Origin of the sequence: Vibrio sp. 10N.222.47.A9, from assembly GCF_963872585.1 — a bacterium.
Taxonomy (GTDB): domain Bacteria; phylum Pseudomonadota; class Gammaproteobacteria; order Enterobacterales; family Vibrionaceae; genus Vibrio; species Vibrio splendidus.
The window spans coordinates 125,286-140,764 of record NZ_CAWNBB010000030.1 but is presented as its reverse complement, the minus strand read 5'-3'; the positions used below and the strand labels follow the sequence as shown (position 1 = coordinate 140,764).

General features: G+C 45.4%; 13 protein-coding genes. 2 read left to right on the top strand and 11 right to left on the bottom strand.

Annotated features, from left to right (window positions below):
• Positions 1-27: 27 nt before the first annotated feature.
• Complete coding sequence (gene pfaD, locus AACT19_RS09025) at positions 28-1,665, top strand: eicosapentaenoate synthase subunit PfaD (protein ID WP_076646027.1); 1,638 nt, start codon at positions 28-30, stop codon at positions 1,663-1,665.
• A gap of 97 nt (positions 1,666-1,762) precedes the next feature.
• On the opposite strand, the gene hflX is transcribed toward pfaD, so the two are convergent.
• The 10 genes from hflX to prmB form a co-directional block, all read right to left on the bottom strand.
• On the bottom strand, positions 1,763-3,130 hold the full coding sequence (gene hflX, locus AACT19_RS09020; protein ID WP_017076784.1) for a GTPase HflX: 1,368 nt from the start codon (positions 3,128-3,130) through the stop codon (positions 1,763-1,765).
• 286 nt (positions 3,131-3,416) lie between these two features.
• On the bottom strand, positions 3,417-4,529 hold the full coding sequence (locus AACT19_RS09015) for an ABC transporter ATP-binding protein (protein WP_017091002.1): 1,113 nt from the start codon (positions 4,527-4,529) through the stop codon (positions 3,417-3,419).
• A gap of 6 nt (positions 4,530-4,535) precedes the next feature.
• Positions 4,536-5,393 (bottom strand): carbohydrate ABC transporter permease, encoded by an 858-nt coding sequence (locus AACT19_RS09010; protein WP_076646026.1) that lies wholly within the window; start codon positions 5,391-5,393, stop codon positions 4,536-4,538.
• The gene (locus AACT19_RS09005) at positions 5,390-6,328 is read right to left on the bottom strand and encodes a carbohydrate ABC transporter permease (protein ID WP_010439457.1); all 939 of its coding nucleotides are present in this window, start codon (positions 6,326-6,328) and stop codon (positions 5,390-5,392) included. The genes AACT19_RS09010 and AACT19_RS09005 overlap by 4 nt, the downstream gene beginning before the upstream one ends.
• 181 nt (positions 6,329-6,509) lie before the next feature.
• A complete protein-coding gene (locus tag AACT19_RS09000; protein ID WP_004736057.1) occupies positions 6,510-7,757 on the bottom strand; it encodes an ABC transporter substrate-binding protein in 1,248 nt (415 codons plus the stop codon).
• Between the two features lie 111 nt (positions 7,758-7,868).
• The gene (locus tag AACT19_RS08995) at positions 7,869-9,314 is read right to left on the bottom strand and encodes an ATP-binding protein (protein ID WP_017076787.1); all 1,446 of its coding nucleotides are present in this window, start codon (positions 9,312-9,314) and stop codon (positions 7,869-7,871) included.
• Between the two features lie 72 nt (positions 9,315-9,386).
• On the bottom strand, positions 9,387-10,115 hold the full coding sequence (locus AACT19_RS08990) for a response regulator (RefSeq protein ID WP_017076788.1): 729 nt from the start codon (positions 10,113-10,115) through the stop codon (positions 9,387-9,389).
• A 157-nt stretch (positions 10,116-10,272) separates the two neighbouring features.
• Positions 10,273-11,730, bottom strand: coding sequence for a protein adenylyltransferase SelO (locus tag AACT19_RS08985; protein WP_076646025.1), 1,458 nt, complete (start codon positions 11,728-11,730; stop codon positions 10,273-10,275).
• A gap of 524 nt (positions 11,731-12,254) precedes the next feature.
• Positions 12,255-12,896 carry a LysE family translocator gene (locus tag AACT19_RS08980; protein ID WP_017087910.1) on the bottom strand — a complete coding sequence of 214 codons (642 nt, stop codon included), beginning with the start codon at positions 12,894-12,896 and terminating at the stop codon, positions 12,255-12,257.
• Between the two features lie 238 nt (positions 12,897-13,134).
• Complete coding sequence (gene prmB / locus AACT19_RS08975; protein WP_076646024.1) at positions 13,135-14,067, bottom strand: 50S ribosomal protein L3 N(5)-glutamine methyltransferase; 933 nt, start codon at positions 14,065-14,067, stop codon at positions 13,135-13,137.
• A gap of 62 nt (positions 14,068-14,129) precedes the next feature.
• Here prmB and smrB point away from each other — a divergent pair, with 62 nt between their 5' ends.
• Positions 14,130-14,660 carry an endonuclease SmrB gene (smrB, locus tag AACT19_RS08970; protein ID WP_004736048.1) on the top strand — a complete coding sequence of 177 codons (531 nt, stop codon included), beginning with the start codon at positions 14,130-14,132 and terminating at the stop codon, positions 14,658-14,660.
• Positions 14,661-14,769: 109 nt separating this feature from the next.
• On the opposite strand, the gene sixA is transcribed toward smrB, so the two are convergent.
• Positions 14,770-15,234, bottom strand: a complete 465-nt coding sequence (gene sixA, locus AACT19_RS08965; protein WP_017076794.1) for a phosphohistidine phosphatase SixA — start codon at positions 15,232-15,234, stop codon at positions 14,770-14,772.
• Positions 15,235-15,479: the final 245 nt, after the last annotated feature.

Below are 15,479 nucleotides of genomic sequence, written 5' to 3'. Positions count from 1 at the left end.
AGACAGAGAACTAGGAAAGAATTTAGTATGACAACTCAAACTACAATCAATAACGAAAAGCTATCTCCGTGGCCTTGGCAGATCGAAGAGAGCACAACTCGCTTTGATAACGCAGTAATGTCGACAATATTGAAAGACTTAAGCCTTGCTTGTTACGTCGTGAACCACCCAGAAAAAGGTTTAGGCGTTAGCCAACAAGCAGAGATTGCATCGGGTGATTCAGCAAGCTCAGCAAACAGTCAACCTGTTAGCGCATTTGCTCCAGCTCTTGGTACACAAAGCCTAGGCGACGAAGATTTTCGTCGCTGCCACGGCGTGAAATACGCTTACTATGCAGGCGCAATGGCAAACGGCATTTCATCTGAAGAGTTGGTAATTGCGCTTGGTCAAGCTGGCATTCTTTGTTCATTTGGCGCGGCGGGCTTAATCCCGTCTCGCGTTGAGCAAGCGATCAACCGTATTCAAGCAGCACTGCCAAACGGCCCTTATGCGTTCAACCTAATTCACAGCCCAAGCGAACCCGCGCTAGAACGTGGCAGTGTTGAACTATTTTTGAAGCACAAAGTGAAAACGGTTGAGGCTTCTGCCTTCTTAGGTCTAACACCGCAAATCGTTCACTACCGTGCTGCAGGCCTTAGCCGCGATGCACAAGGTGAGGTTCAGATAGGCAACAAAGTTATTGCCAAGGTAAGCCGTACTGAAGTCGCGAGTAAATTCATGCAGCCTGCTCCTGTAAAAATGCTGCAGGCTCTGGTTGATGAAGGCCGAATCACAGCAGAGCAAATGGAACTGGCACAGCTGGTTCCTATGGCCGATGACATCACTGCAGAAGCCGATTCTGGTGGTCACACAGATAATCGTCCGCTAGTAACACTGCTACCAACGATTCTTGCACTGAAAGAGCAAATCCAAGCTCAGTACCAATTCAAAACACCGCTACGTGTCGGTTGTGGTGGTGGCGTAGGCACACCTGACGCTGCTCTAGCGACATTTAACATGGGTGCGGCATACATTGTTACCGGCTCTATCAACCAAGCGTGTGTTGAGGCTGGCGCGAGCGAACACACTCGTAAGCTGCTTTCAACAACCGAAATGGCTGACGTGACTATGGCTCCGGCGGCAGACATGTTCGAAATGGGCGTGAAACTGCAGGTGGTTAAGCGCGGCACCTTGTTCCCAATGCGTGCCAATAAACTGTATGAGCTATACACACGTTACGACTCGATTGAAGCGATTCCAGTAGAAGAACGCCTGAAGCTTGAGAAGCAAGTATTCCGTTCAACACTGGATGACATTTGGGCGGGAACTGTGGCGCACTTTAACGAGCGCGATCCTAAACAGATCGAACGAGCTGAAGGCAACCCAAAGCGTAAGATGGCGTTGATCTTCCGTTGGTACTTAGGGCTTTCTAGCCGCTGGTCAAACACCGGTGAACAAGGTCGTGAGATGGATTACCAAGTATGGGCTGGCCCGGCACTTGGCGCATTCAACGCATGGGCAAAAGACAGCTACCTAGATGATTACCAACAGCGTAATGCGGTCGACCTTGCTAAGCACCTGATGCACGGTGCGGCTTACTTAGCACGTGTTAACCTGCTGACTTCGCAAGGTATCAAGCTTGACCCAGAACTAGCACGTTGGAAGCCGACGCAAAGAATGGCATAGGCATTTCAATACAGCGTTAATTAAGCTCAACGAATAAAAAAAGCGACCTTAACGGGTCGCTTTTCTTTTGGTCATTTTTCTTAAGCTGGCTAAAAGATTAAGACTTCTGCATACGCTTTTTCAGTCGCGCTAAATCAATGGCGCTTGAACGAACCGTTAATTTGATGTGTTCGTAGTCGTACTCTTCTTTAACCACACTCATATTTGAGCGAATCTCACCGATGATGCCTTGGCCAGAATAAGGGATAGTGATCTCTTCTTCGATCATGCCTTCTTCAGCAACACCAACGATGTACTTGTGCAGTTTCGTAATATCTAGCGGATCACGAGTCGACGTTAGCATCGCATCTGGGAATTCTTCGATCAGCTCTAATTGCTGTTCTTCAGTCAATCTATCGCACTTATTCAGCACTAATAGTTTTTCGCTGCCTTCAACACCCACTTGTGCTAATACGTCGTGTACCACATCAAGTTGTGCGCGGAATGAAACGTCAGAAGCATCAACGACATAAAGCAGCAATGAAGCGTCATGCGCTTCTGCTAGCGTTGAGTGGAATGATGCAACCAGATCGTGTGGCAATTTCTTGATGAAACCAACGGTATCTGAAACCAAGATACGCGGTTGAGTGATTGGCTGAAGTGCACGAACGGTGGTGTCTAGCGTTGCGAACAGTTTATCTTCACCGACCACTTCGGTTGCGGTCATTGCACGCATCATCGAAGACTTACCGGCATTGGTGTAGCCAACTAAAGCAACAGTGAAAAGCTCCGCGCGCCTTGTGCGTCGGGTCTTCATTTCATCTTGTACGCTTACTAGCTCACGCTTAAGCGCAGCAATTTGGTCACGTACGTTACGACGGTCTAGCTCTAGTGAAGTTTCACCTGCGCCCTGACCCATTTGACGCTCTTTATCACCCTCAGCCGTTTCACGAAGTCGTGGCACTAAGTAGTTTAGACGAGCGATATCAACTTGCAGACGAGCAGTACGAGTACGAGCGTGACGGCTAAAGATTTCGATGATGATGCCAGTACGGTCAAATACTTCCACACCCAAACTCGCCTCAACAGTACGCATTTGAGATGGGCTTAAATCACAGTCAAATACCACAACATCAGCGGCACCGTATTGGAAGTTGCCCGTTGGAAGATCATCAAAATCTAGCTCATCGATTTCAACATTAAAATCAAACGACTCATCAATAAAGTCTTCATCTTCTGCTTCTTCAATAGAGCCTTGATAACCAGTTAGGTGTGCAATTTCAGCAAGCTTACCGGCACCCAGCACGTTTTGTCGTTGTGATGAGCTGTGATGTTGCGATTGTGTTCCGACGACTTTAAACCCTAGGGTTGTCACTAAGCGAGCAAGTTCGGCAAGAGACTCTTTTGCTTCGTCACCTTTAAAATCCGGTGTCGTAATAGAAATAAGTAAAGCGTTATTCGCCGCTGGTTTTGCTGTTAGTTTCATGTTTTATTCTGTCTATGCACCAAAGTGCAACCTAGTATTTGATCTAAAGTAGTGTGATCCTACGCGTTTCTACGTCAGCTTTATAGAGCTAAGGGATACTAAATCACGATATTATTGCAGTAGAAGCATATATATCGTTTACCCCTCTGTTTTTATAAGGAATAAAAAGCAAGTATAGACAACGAAAAAGGCAGCATCACGTTACTTATTACTAGTTGGTGATACTGCCTTTGATTTAGACATGAACTTTGATTGTTAAACTAACTCAGCAACTAGAAGTTAGAAATTAGAAGTCGATTCTCGCTTCGGTTTGAGCATCGAAGAATACCGCTTTGGATAGGTCAAAATGCAGCGGTGCCATTTGCCCAACGGAAACTTCAAATTCTGGCGATAAACGACACGCGACTTCTTGGTCGTTCACTTTAACCATTGCGATGGTATCTGGCCCTGTCGGTTCCAATACCTCTAGCTGTAAGTCTAGCTTTGTAGAGGCGGAAACATCATCACCCTGCTGCTCAGTAATGTGCTCAGGACGTAGCCCTATCACCAACTCTTTGCCATCTTGGTCGCGCATACTCTGTGGCAAACGAATGTGGTGTTCTTGCTCCGCCGTGCCAGTTACTTTGATAATCGGATTCTGTTCCTCATCCAAATCCACCATGGTCTTAATGAAGTTCATAGATGGTGAACCCATAAAACCCGCCACGAACATATTGTTTGGCTTGGTATAAATCTCTTGCGGTGTGCCTAACTGCTGCAGTTCACCGTCTTTCATTACTGCGATGCGATCAGCGAGTGTCATAGCTTCAATCTGATCATGGGTTACATAAACAATCGTGGTATTCAGCTTCTGGTGCAGACGTTTAATCTGATGACGCATCTCAACACGCAGCTTGGCATCCAAGTTAGAAAGCGGCTCATCAAATAGATACAGCTTAGGACGACGAGCTAGAGCGCGTCCCATCGCGACACGTTGACGCTGACCACCAGAAAGTTGCGACGGTTTGCGATCAAGCAGTTGTTCGATTTGCAGCATTTCAGCCACTCGATTAACCTCAGCATCGATCTCTTGTTGCGGCATCTTGCGGATCTTCAAACCGAAAGCGATATTGCCGCGTACCGTCATGTTTGGATAAAGCGCGTACGACTGGAATACCATCGCGATATCACGATCTTTAGGTTCAACCTGCGCCACGTCTATGCCATCAATTACAATCTCACCCGAGCTAATATTCTCTAGCCCAGCGATGGTGTTCATCAAGGTGGATTTCCCACACCCCGAAGGGCCGACAAGTATCAAAAATTCCCCCGAATCGATACTGATGTCGATGCCCTTTAACGTTTCGTTGTCCGCGTTGCGATAGGTTTTACGGATCTGTTTTAAATCTAATGTTGCCATGGGTAATTATCCTTTTACTGATCCTGCCGTTAGGCCACGAACAAAATATTTTCCTGCGAAGACATACACCAACAGCGTTGGCAGTGCGGCGATGATCGCGGCAGCCATGTCGACGTTATATTCTTTAACGCCAGTGCTGGTGTTGACTAGGTTGTTTAATGCCACGGTGATCGGCTGAGTATCTGAGCCGGAATAGACCACTCCGAACAAGAAGTCATTCCAAATCGCGGTGAACTGCCAGATCACCGTCACCATGATGATTGGTGTCGAGATCGGTAATAAGATCTTGAAGAAAATCGTAAAGAAGCCAGCACCATCGAGCTTTGCCGCCTTGATCAATTCATCAGGAATCGAGATATAGAAGTTACGGAAAAACAGTGTCGTAAACGCCATGCCGTAGATAACGTGCACAATCACCAAGCCGACGGTTGTGTTCGCTAGCCCCATCTTGCCGAGCATAGTTGCCATTGGTAGTAGCACCACTTGGAATGGAATGAAGCAGCCAAATAACAACAAACTAAAGAACAGGTTTGAACCTCTGAATTGCCATTTCGTCACGACATAGCCATTGAATGCACCGAGCAATGTTGAAATCGCAACCGCAGGAATCACCATTTGGAACGAGTTCCAGAAATAGCCTTTGATGCCTTCACATTTCACGCCCGTACAAGCGGTGTCCCACGCTTTATACCAAGCGTCGAACACCCACTCTTTTGGCAAGCTCATCAGGTTGCCCGCCTTGATATCAGGCAGAGTTTTGAATGACGTCAGCGCCATTACGAACAATGGCATTAGGTACACTAAACAGAAGAAAAGCAGTGCTGAATAAATAAAGATTCGAGCAAAATTGATGTTATTCATCATGACTTTTTCTCCCTAAGTTCAGAGTAAAGATAAGGCACGAGAATCGCTAGAATGCCGGCAAGCATCATCATGGCACTGGCAGCACCAAGGCCGATTTGACCACGAGTAAAGGAGTGGGCATACATGAATAGCGCAGGAAGATCCGATGAATAACCCGGGCCACCAGCCGTCATTGCCGTCACAAGGTCAAAGCTCTTAATTGCAATGTGAGAAGTAATGATCACCGCACTGAAAACCACAGGGCGCAAGCAAGGTAAAATGATTTTGAGATAGATAGTGGGTAAGCTTGCCCCATCGATTTGAGCCGCTTTGATGATTGAAGAATCGATGCCACGCAGACCGGCTAAGAACATCGCCATCACGAATCCAGAAGACTGCCAAAGTGCTGCAATCACTAAGGTGTAAACCGACATTTCAGAATTGACGAGCCAGTCAAATTTGAAGTCAGTAAATCCCCAGTCTTGCATCAGTTTTTCAATGCCAAGACCCGGGTTAAGAATCCATTTCCACGCCGTACCCGTCACGATGAATGACAACGCCATTGGGTAGAGGTAGATAGTACGAATCGCGCCTTCTTGACGGATATTTTGGTCAAGCAATACCGCTAAACCAACACCTAGCAAGATAGCAATCGCCATGAATAGAAAACCAAACACGCCGAGGTTGGTGATCGAGGTGATCCAACGATCGTTATCCATCAGCTTTTCATATTGGGTTAAACCAACGAAGTTGAAGCTCGGAAGAAATCGAGAGTTGGTGAACGACAATGCGGCCGTCCAAAATATATAACCGTAGATACACACCACGGTCACTAACGCAGTTGGCGCCAGCACAATTTTAGGTAACCAATGTTGCAACCTGTCAGCAAAACTCGGTTTCGGTGCAGGCTGGCTCCTTGTGGGTTTTGGAGTCGACTCAGTCAAAACATGCTCCATAACTTATCCTTGTTGCACAATCGAGCCAATGGCTTACCTTTCGGCACCACATCAGCATCACGCATATTAGAATTGGGAGTGAAGAGCAGATAGGCTCCCTACGAGCCTACCCACCCTGGGGGTTCGATAAAGCAACACAACCCGTCACTCTCGTGCGTTGTGTGTCGCTTATCAAGTTAGATTAGATAGCCGCTTTCACGGCTTTTGCTAACTTAGCTGCCGCTTGTTTCGGATCGGCATCTTTCTCATTGAAGAAGTTGGTCACTACGTCATAGATAGCGCCTTGAGCGTAGCTTGTTGTCGCTAGGCCGTGAGCCATACTCGGAACAAGATCGCCCGATTCAGCACTCGCTTTGAAGGTTGCCATTGAGTCCAACGCACATTGGTCAAACTTAGACATATCCATATCTAGACGTACAGGGATAGAACCTTTGTTAAGGTTGAAGACTTCTTGGAAGTCTTTAGTAAGAATGGTTTTCGCTAGGTCTTGCTGCGCTTTTTGGTTCTCTTTGTCACTTAACTCAAAGAACGCAAAGCTATCGATGTTGAAGGTAAATTGGCCGTCAGTACCTGGAGCTGGTGCACAGATGTAATCTTTACCCGGCACTTTGCCTGCCGCAGTAAACTCACCTTTCGCCCAATCGCCCATGATTTGCATCGCGGCTTCGCCATTGATAACCATTGAAGTTGCGACGTTCCAATCACGACCTGGAGAGTTGCTGTCGATGTAGTCACGCATCTTTTTGAACTTGGTGAACACTTCCACCATCTTGTCGCCAGATAATACGTCCATATCAAGATCAACGAACGCTTTGTTGTAATCTTCACTGCCTAGAACATCAAGAGCCACCGCTTCGAATACGGTTGCGTCTTGCCAAGGTTGACCACCGTGAGCCAATGGAATGAAGCCAGCTGCTTTAATCTTGTCTGCAGCAACAAAAAACTCATCTAACGTAGTTGGAACCGTAACGCCCGATTTTTCTAAAACAACAGGGTTAGCCCAAAGCCAGTTAACACGGTGAACGTTGACAGGAACCGCCACATATTCGCCATCCCACTTCATCACTTTAGTCACCACCTCTGGCAGTAACTCATCCCATTGTTCTTGTTTGGCAGTCGCATCGAGAGACGTCAGAAAACCTAAACCACCCCACTCTTGAATATCATGACCTTTGATCTGCGCGGCAGATGGAGGGTTGCCTGATACTGCTCGCGTTTTTAAAACGGTCATCGCACTTTCACCGCCGCCACCAGCAACAGCAAAATCTTTCCAAGTATGGCCTTGTTCTTCAATCATCTCTTTCAGTACCGCTGCGGATTTCGCTTCGCCACCGGCAGTCCACCAGTGAAGCACTTCCACTTCACCAGCTTGAGAAAATGTTGAGGCAGCAAGAAGAGATAGAGTAAGTAGGGTTTTATTGATTTTCATTATTATCTTCCATGTTTTAGCGGACTCGACGTCCGGTTCAATAAAGAGTCTACTTATTCTGATTGATAAGATTGAAACAAAAGGTAAGCCCTATGTAACACAATTGTTACATTACACTTCTAGGCCTGTGGGGATATAGACTTTGGCTTCTAAGCCGCCTTGAGAGGAGTTGCGAATAATGAGATCTCCGCCGTGTCCGTGCAGGATATTTCGGCAGATCCCGAGGCCAAGTCCGTGTCCTTGGTCGTCGGTTGCAAGCCTAAAGTAAGGTTCAAAGACCATCTCTAGTTTGTCTTCTGGAATGCCATTACCACGGTCTTGAATAGTCACGACCACCCAAAGCTCATCACCACTAACTTCCACTACGGCAGATGAACCATACTTAACTGCGTTGTCGATTAAGTTGGTCAGTACACGCTTAATCGCCAGTGGTTTCGCGACCAATGGCTCAATGACGACCGGCTCGAACTCTACCTTTGTTTGGTACTGGTTATGAGATTCAATCACAGAGAGCACCATTTCATTGAGGTCAATAATGGCATTATTCTCGTGTAGATCGGTGTCTCTTACCGCTTGCAAAGCACCTTTGACCATCATCTCGAGCTCATCGAGATCTTTATTGAATTTGTCTTTCTTTACTTCACTCTCCAACAACTCTGCACGCAATCTTAGACGTGTTATTGGTGTCTTTAAGTCATGGGAGATCGCAGAAAAAAGGTGCTCTCGGTCGGCAACATAGCGACGAATCCGTTGCTGCATGCGATTAAAGGCTCGGGTTGCGGTGACCAGTTCAGTCGCCCCTTCTTCTTTCAGTTGGGGTTGCTGAATGTCCATACTCATCTCATTGGCGGCTCTTGCTAACTTTTTAAGAGGACGCACTTGGCGACGAATCATCAAGTAAGTTAGAACCAGCAGAATAAGCGTTGAAGAAACTAAGAAGATCACCTGCTCTCTGCCAAGAATCGTATCGTCGAGTTTCACATATGGAGCAGGCAACAAAGCCGCAATGTATACCCATTCATGGCTGGTCAATTCGATTTGTACAACCAGAATGGGTGGATTCAGCGGTTCTAACGTTAAAGTATGATGTGCCCAAGATCGCGGGAGATCGCTTAAATAGATGTCATTTTTGAGCAAGCGAAGGTGTTCAGGACGAGAAAAATCAACCCGCACTGACGCCACTTTATTGAGTTTGCTACTCAAAACACTTTCTATCGCTTCAATCGAGGCGGTTTTTAAACGGGTATCGGGGATCGGTTCGACAATCAAAGCCTCTTTATTGAAAGAAACGAAGAAGCGCGTACCGCCCATATTGCGTATTTGATCCAGCACGATATGACGATATTTAACGGGTAGAGATTGGAAAAAAGTCACCGTTGAAGCAAACATGTTCGCCATGCTCGACGACGCAGAACGAATCCCTTCCAGCTCTTTGTGTTTTGATTCGCTATACCATATAGACGTTGCGATACCTTGAGCTATCACCACGGCTAACAGCGTCAACAATAAGGTTCTTGCGACTAACGAATTTGGTTTCAACCAACTCATCCAGTTCATACGAGATATTTCATCCGGAATACTTCATTGGAAATACTTTATTAGCATTACTTCATTAATAGTAGGTCATGCTTAGTGTTCATACTGAACCGGTACAGCAAGAATGTAGCCATTACCGCGCATAGTTTTGATGTAGTGAGGGTATTTACCACTGTCGCCCAGCCGACTTCTCAGGCGACTAAGCTGCACATCAATGCCTCGCTCAAAAGGCAGCGCTTCCCGACCTCTGGTGGCGAAAGAGATGGTGTCACGGTCGAGAACTTCATTAGGACGAGTTAAGAACAGCATCAACAAAGAAAAGTCGCTGCCGGACAAGTCCATTTCTTCTGAATTTTCATTGTGGGAGATTCGATGCGCGAGTGTATCGAGCGTCCAATCACCAAAAATAATCTGCTTTGGCAGTGCATCACTTGGCTTGTCATCCACCACTTGAACACGGCGTAGTAGTGCTTTGATACGAGCCATTAATTGGCGCGGACTAAATGGCTTCGCAATGTAATCATCGGCACCAATTTCTAAACCAATAATTTGATCGGTTTCATCCGATACCGCTGTCAGCATGATGATTGGCACATTAGATTGCTTTCGAACTCGCTGACACAAGGTAAAACCATCGTCACCGGGGAGCATAACATCGAGCAGAATCAGGTCTGGATAACCTTGGCTTTGCAGGTGGGTTTCCAATTCAACACCGTCTCCAACAGAAGAGACATCGAAGCCCGATTTTGTAAGGTACTCTTCCAGCAGCTCGCGGATTTCTTGATCATCATCCACCACGAGAATTCGAGTATTTGTTGGCATCGCCCAAACCTATTAAATTTACAACTTATTCACATAGTGTATAGGCTGGCCGATTATTTGATTATTGACATGTTTGTAAAGTTAGACGAACAAACAGATAAAGATCACATCTTAGTGACCTCTACCTGTACTTAGCGACTCAAAGAATCATAGAAGGTTAAGAGGAACAGCTGATTTCCATGGCTTTGCCCCACTCAGGAGGCAGAGCTGCCAGATATTCGTAGTCTGGATGTTCTGCATAAGGGTCAGCCAGAACCACCATTAATGCTTCAATATCGCTGCTATCACCGCGTTCCGCTTTATCTATGGCGAGTTGGGCAAGGTAGTTTCTGAGGATGTATTTCGGGTTCACTTGTCGCATCTTTTCGCTGCGACCTGCCACTGAACTGTCTTCCAATTCGCAGCGTTGTAAGTAGTTATCCATCCATAGCTTCGCTGCCGCGCGGTCGATAACCAAATCAATCACTCCCTGTGGCGGCAAGGTATCCAAGTTCGACAGCGTTCTAAAGAATCTTGGGTAGTCGACTTTGTTTTGCGACATCAACTCAAACATAGATTCAAATAAACGACTGTCACCTTCTTGTTTCGAAAGCAGCCCCAACTTACGACGCATCATCTGACTGAAATAACCATTCATTTGTGGTTCATATTGTTCGAGTGCAGCCTCAAGTTCGGCTTTATCCACCAGCGGCGAAAGAGAATGAGCCAGTGCCGACAAATTCCATAATCCAATTCTTGGCTGCTGATTAAAAGCATAACGACCTTGGTAATCCGAGTGATTACAGATCAATCTCGGGTCATACTCATCTAGGAAAGCAAACGGACCGTAATCGAAGGTTTGGCCGATGATCGACATGTTATCGGTATTCATGACTCCGTGAGCAAAACCATTCGCTTGCCACAGCGCGACCATTTCCGCAGTGCGATCAACAATCTCATTAAACATGGCAGCGTATGGTTTATCTTCATCGAGGCATTCTGGGAAGTGCCACTCGATGACTTTGTCGGCCAATAATTTATGTTCTGCCAACTGATTGGTATAAAACAGGTGTTCAAAGTGACCGAAACGAATATGTGACTCAGCAGCGCGCACCAACAATGCGCCCCACTCTTGCTTCTCACGATAAACCGGCGTATCGCTGGTCATCATCGCCAACGCACGTGTGGTTGGGATATTAAGACCCGCCATCGCTTCGCTACATAGATACTCACGAACCGTTGAGCGAACAACCGCACGACCATCGCCCATACGTGAATAGGGGGTTTTACCTGCACCTTTAAGGTGTAAGTCGAACGTTTCACCACTTTTCGCGACAACTTGCGCTAATAACAGCCCTCTTCCATCACCTAAGTCCGGGTTATAAGAGCCAAACTGATGACCTGCGTATTTCATTGCTACAGGCAAGAATTGCTCAGGTTCAATATTGCCAGATAACGTCTCAAGCAATTCCTCGGAAGCGTTTTCAAATGACGGAAAGCCAAGTTCATTCGCAAGATTATGGTTCCATGCGAGCCATTGGACATTGCTGAGCGGTGTAGGTTGAATTGGGGTATAGAACAGTCGAGGTAATGCGGTAAATCGATTGTTAAATGAAATAGAATCCCAGACAGACATGAGAGGCACACTGTAGATAAAAGATGATTTAAGATTATCACAGTTTGATAACAACTTCAGATCAGGTTATGCAGTGAGTCTATTGAGATAAAAGGGTTAATCAGACAAAGAGATTATTCAGAGAAAAAAAGTTACTGAGAGAAAGGTACTGCTAAGAAGAGGAAAAGCTAAGTGGCTAGACTGATGAGAAGAGCCACATTTACGAGAGTAAGAGTTCTGACTTTGAAGACTTTTTAACAAGTGTATTCATAATAAAAACTGAAAATATTGAGCCATAAAACTGACTACATTAGAGCAAGAATACCCATTAGAGAAAGGGTAGAGAAAATCCAAGTGCGACTGATAACGCCGAAATTACTGTGTTGAATCATTTCTTGATGCTGCATATGTCTCTCCTCGAGAACGTGATGGTGTAACACCAATATATCGACTTTATGCCGATATCAGCAAGCACATTAATATTAACCTTTTATTACAACACCAAGAAACTTCTGTAACTATTCAACAATTTGATAAATCGAAAGCTATGCTCGACTTGTCGTCGAAAGCAGTGCGCCAGCCCCAATAAAGACACCTCCAGTGACACGATTGAATACCTTGGCTCGGCCTTTAGCAAACAACCAATTTGACGATTTAGCCCCTAAATAGGCGTAAACCAATAACCAAGACAATTCCATTACAATAAAGGTCAAAGCAAACACGGTGAACTGTGGAACCAGAGCGATCGATGGGTCAATAAATTGTGGGAAAAGTGCGGTAAAAAATAGAATAGCTTTGGGATTGCTCGCGCCAACAATAAAGCCACTGAGGTAATGCTGCGCAGCACTTTCTTTAACAGATTTAGAATCGGATTGTTGATTGGATAGGTTGTCATAATCTTGCTGACTAGAACGTAGCGACTTCCAACCAAGGTAGATTAGGTAAGCGGCTCCTGTCCATTTAATGACATTAAATACCACCTCAGACGAAGCGATAATCACACCTAGCCCGGTAAACGATAACGTTAGAATTCCAGTAATCGCAGTTAAGCTACCCAGCGCGGTAAATATCGATAATTTAAAGCCAGATTGCACACCTTTGGTCATGCATAATAAAGAGCTTGGCCCGGGCGAAGCTGTCAAAATCAGCACCGCTAATAAATAATAAATCCATGTATCAAAGCTCATCGCGAATTCTCCTTAACTCACTAAAACGACCAAACATTGACCATCAATATGTGATAATTATTCATATTAAGCAACCAAATAATATGCAACAAATCCTCAACGCTAAGTACGATATCCAAAATTTAGGCAATAAAAAACGCCATGCACTGCTGCATGGCGTTTAAATTAATACAGATAGGGTTTCTTTAATAACGAAGGTAACCCGAATCTAATCAAAGAAGCTTTTTCGATACAAAGCTTAGTCTTTGTAGAGAGAGAACTCATCTGCGCAAGCCACTAGCTGCTCACGAGTGATCATAAATACGCCATGACCACCATTAGAGAATTCAATCCAAGTGAATGGAATCTCTGGGTACTGAACCATCATGTGAACCATTGAGTTGCCCACTTCACAGATCAGAATACCATCATCCGTTAAGTAGTTTGGCGCGTTAGCTAAGATACGACGAACCAATTTCAGTCCATCAGTACCTGCCGCTAGGCCAAGTTCTGGTTCATGAGTAAACTCTTCTGGCAAGCTGTTCATATCTTCTTCGTCCACGTAAGGTGGATTCGATACGATCAGGTTGTATTTCTCTTTTGGTAAATCACGGAAAAGATCTGAACGGATTGGGAACACTTGCTGCTCCATGCCGTGATCTTGAACGTTCTGCTCAGCAACTTGCAATGCGTCAGTAGAGATATCAATCGCGTCTACTTCAGCGTCAGGGAATGCATGAGCACAAGCAATAGCAATACAGCCACTACCCGTACAAAGGTCCATGATGCGCGTTGGCTCTTCAGTTAACCAAGGTTGGAATTGAGCTTCGATCAGCTCACCAATTGGCGAACGAGGCACAAGAACGCGTTCGTCAACGAAGAACTCTAGACCACAGAACCAAGCTTTGTTGGTTAGGTAAGCCGTTGGTGTACGATCATTGATACGCTTGATTACGCGCTCAACAATACGCAGACGTTCGCTGCTCGTTAGACGAGAGTTCATAACATGCGAAGGAACATCAATCGGCAGATAAAGAGTAGGTAAAATAAGTTGTACCGCCTCATCCCACGCGTTATCAGTGCCGTGACCATAAAAAAGGCCCGCTGCGTTAAAGCGACTAACAGTCCAACGAATCACATCTTGAAGCGTGTGTAGTTCTGATACCGCTTCTTCTACAAAAATCTTATCCAAAATTGTCTCCGAAAAGCGCTACAATACTGCTAATTACGTTTCTAATTAGAATTCATAACCTGATGAGCAAAAAAGACACCGACTTCGATGACGATTTCGCCCTATTCAACGATGCAGTAAAGGGCGTTAAAAAGTTGCAACAGGATACCATAGTCCAGCAGCCAAAAAGAAATGCCAAGCAAAAAGAAATTACTCGCACGGCAAGACAAGCCAGTGATAGCGAGTTTTATTTCTCGGATGAGTTCATTCCGCATCTTAGCGAAGAAGGCCCAACACGTTATGCGCGTGATGATGTCTCTAAGTATGAGGTGAAGCGCTTACGTCGTGGTGTCTACGTACCTGATGTGTATCTTGATATGCACGGTATGACTCAACAAGAAGCGAAACGTGAGTTAGGTGCCATGATTGCGCACTGCGTGAAAGAGAGCGTGGCATGTGCCTGCGTTCAGCACGGTATCGGTAAACACATCCTTAAACAGAAGGTACCTTTGTGGTTAGCGCAGCACCCTGACGTGATGGCCTTTCACCAAGCACCTTTAGAGTTTGGTGGTAACGGTGCGTTGTTGGTTTTGCTTGCTATTCCAGACAAATAACCCTGACTCACTATTTCCCCTAACGTCAAAAACAGAAAAGGGCACCTCAAATCATTGAGGTGCCCTTTTCTTTGTTATCTTTCAGCCTACAGGTTAGATATAACCTCGACTATGGATTGATGTTCCAAAGTAACTCGCCTTTTTGTGTCTCAAGGTCGAATTCAATGCAAGCCAAACCTGACGTCGGAAACATAGGTGGCGCCATGCCCGTTGCAAATTCTGCTGTTAAGTAGCCCACTAGAGGTAAATGAGAAACAAATAAAATGGTCTCTAGTTTTTCTACTTCTGCCATTGCTACGGTCAAATCAAACACGTCGTCGGACATTCCATAAGGCGTAATATCATCACAGGTTTCTACTTTCTTTCCAGAAAACGCCTGAGAGATTTCTAACCACGTTTCTTGTGCCCTTAAATATGGGCTCACAAGCACTTTATCGAATTGACTAATCCCCTGCTCATTTGCAGCTTGAGCCACTGCAAGAGATGCCATTTTCCCGCGCTTGGTTAACGCTCGTTCTGCATCCGAGTCCGCAAAATGTTCTGCTTCACCGTGGCGCATTATGAATATTTTCATGTTCAGTCCTGTCTACGTAACATTTCGAAAGTCGATATATCCCATATCAGCGATACGCTACTTAGCGTTTGGCTCTCAAACTAGAGAAACCGCAGTCTATATAAATAATTATATCAAGTCACTTGCTAAAGAGTTCGACTTTCTTAACAATCTTATTAAAAGAAAATAAATCACTGATAAAAATCGATAAAAATGATTTAGAAGTCGCCAAAAAGCTCTTCATATCCCAAAATGTGATCGCAAGG

What these genes read in the sequence shown, in the direction of transcription:
- AACT19_RS08985 (WP_076646025.1), bottom strand. Translation starts at nt 11,730, where the DNA reads ATGTCTGTCTGGGATTCTATTTCATTTAACAATCGATTTACCGCATTA.
- smrB (WP_004736048.1), top strand. Translation starts at nt 14,130, where the DNA reads ATGAGCAAAAAAGACACCGACTTCGATGACGATTTCGCCCTATTCAAC.
- AACT19_RS08990 (WP_017076788.1), bottom strand. Translation starts at nt 10,115, where the DNA reads ATGCCAACAAATACTCGAATTCTCGTGGTGGATGATGATCAAGAAATC.
- pfaD (WP_076646027.1), top strand. Translation starts at nt 28, where the DNA reads ATGACAACTCAAACTACAATCAATAACGAAAAGCTATCTCCGTGGCCT.
- AACT19_RS09015 (WP_017091002.1), bottom strand. Translation starts at nt 4,529, where the DNA reads ATGGCAACATTAGATTTAAAACAGATCCGTAAAACCTATCGCAACGCG.
- AACT19_RS09010 (WP_076646026.1), bottom strand. Translation starts at nt 5,393, where the DNA reads ATGATGAATAACATCAATTTTGCTCGAATCTTTATTTATTCAGCACTG.
- AACT19_RS08980 (WP_017087910.1), bottom strand. Translation starts at nt 12,896, where the DNA reads ATGAGCTTTGATACATGGATTTATTATTTATTAGCGGTGCTGATTTTG.
- AACT19_RS08995 (WP_017076787.1), bottom strand. Translation starts at nt 9,314, where the DNA reads ATGAACTGGATGAGTTGGTTGAAACCAAATTCGTTAGTCGCAAGAACC.
- sixA (WP_017076794.1), bottom strand. Translation starts at nt 15,234, where the DNA reads ATGAAAATATTCATAATGCGCCACGGTGAAGCAGAACATTTTGCGGAC.
- AACT19_RS09000 (WP_004736057.1), bottom strand. Translation starts at nt 7,757, where the DNA reads ATGAAAATCAATAAAACCCTACTTACTCTATCTCTTCTTGCTGCCTCA.
- AACT19_RS09005 (WP_010439457.1), bottom strand. Translation starts at nt 6,328, where the DNA reads ATGGAGCATGTTTTGACTGAGTCGACTCCAAAACCCACAAGGAGCCAG.
- hflX (WP_017076784.1), bottom strand. Translation starts at nt 3,130, where the DNA reads ATGAAACTAACAGCAAAACCAGCGGCGAATAACGCTTTACTTATTTCT.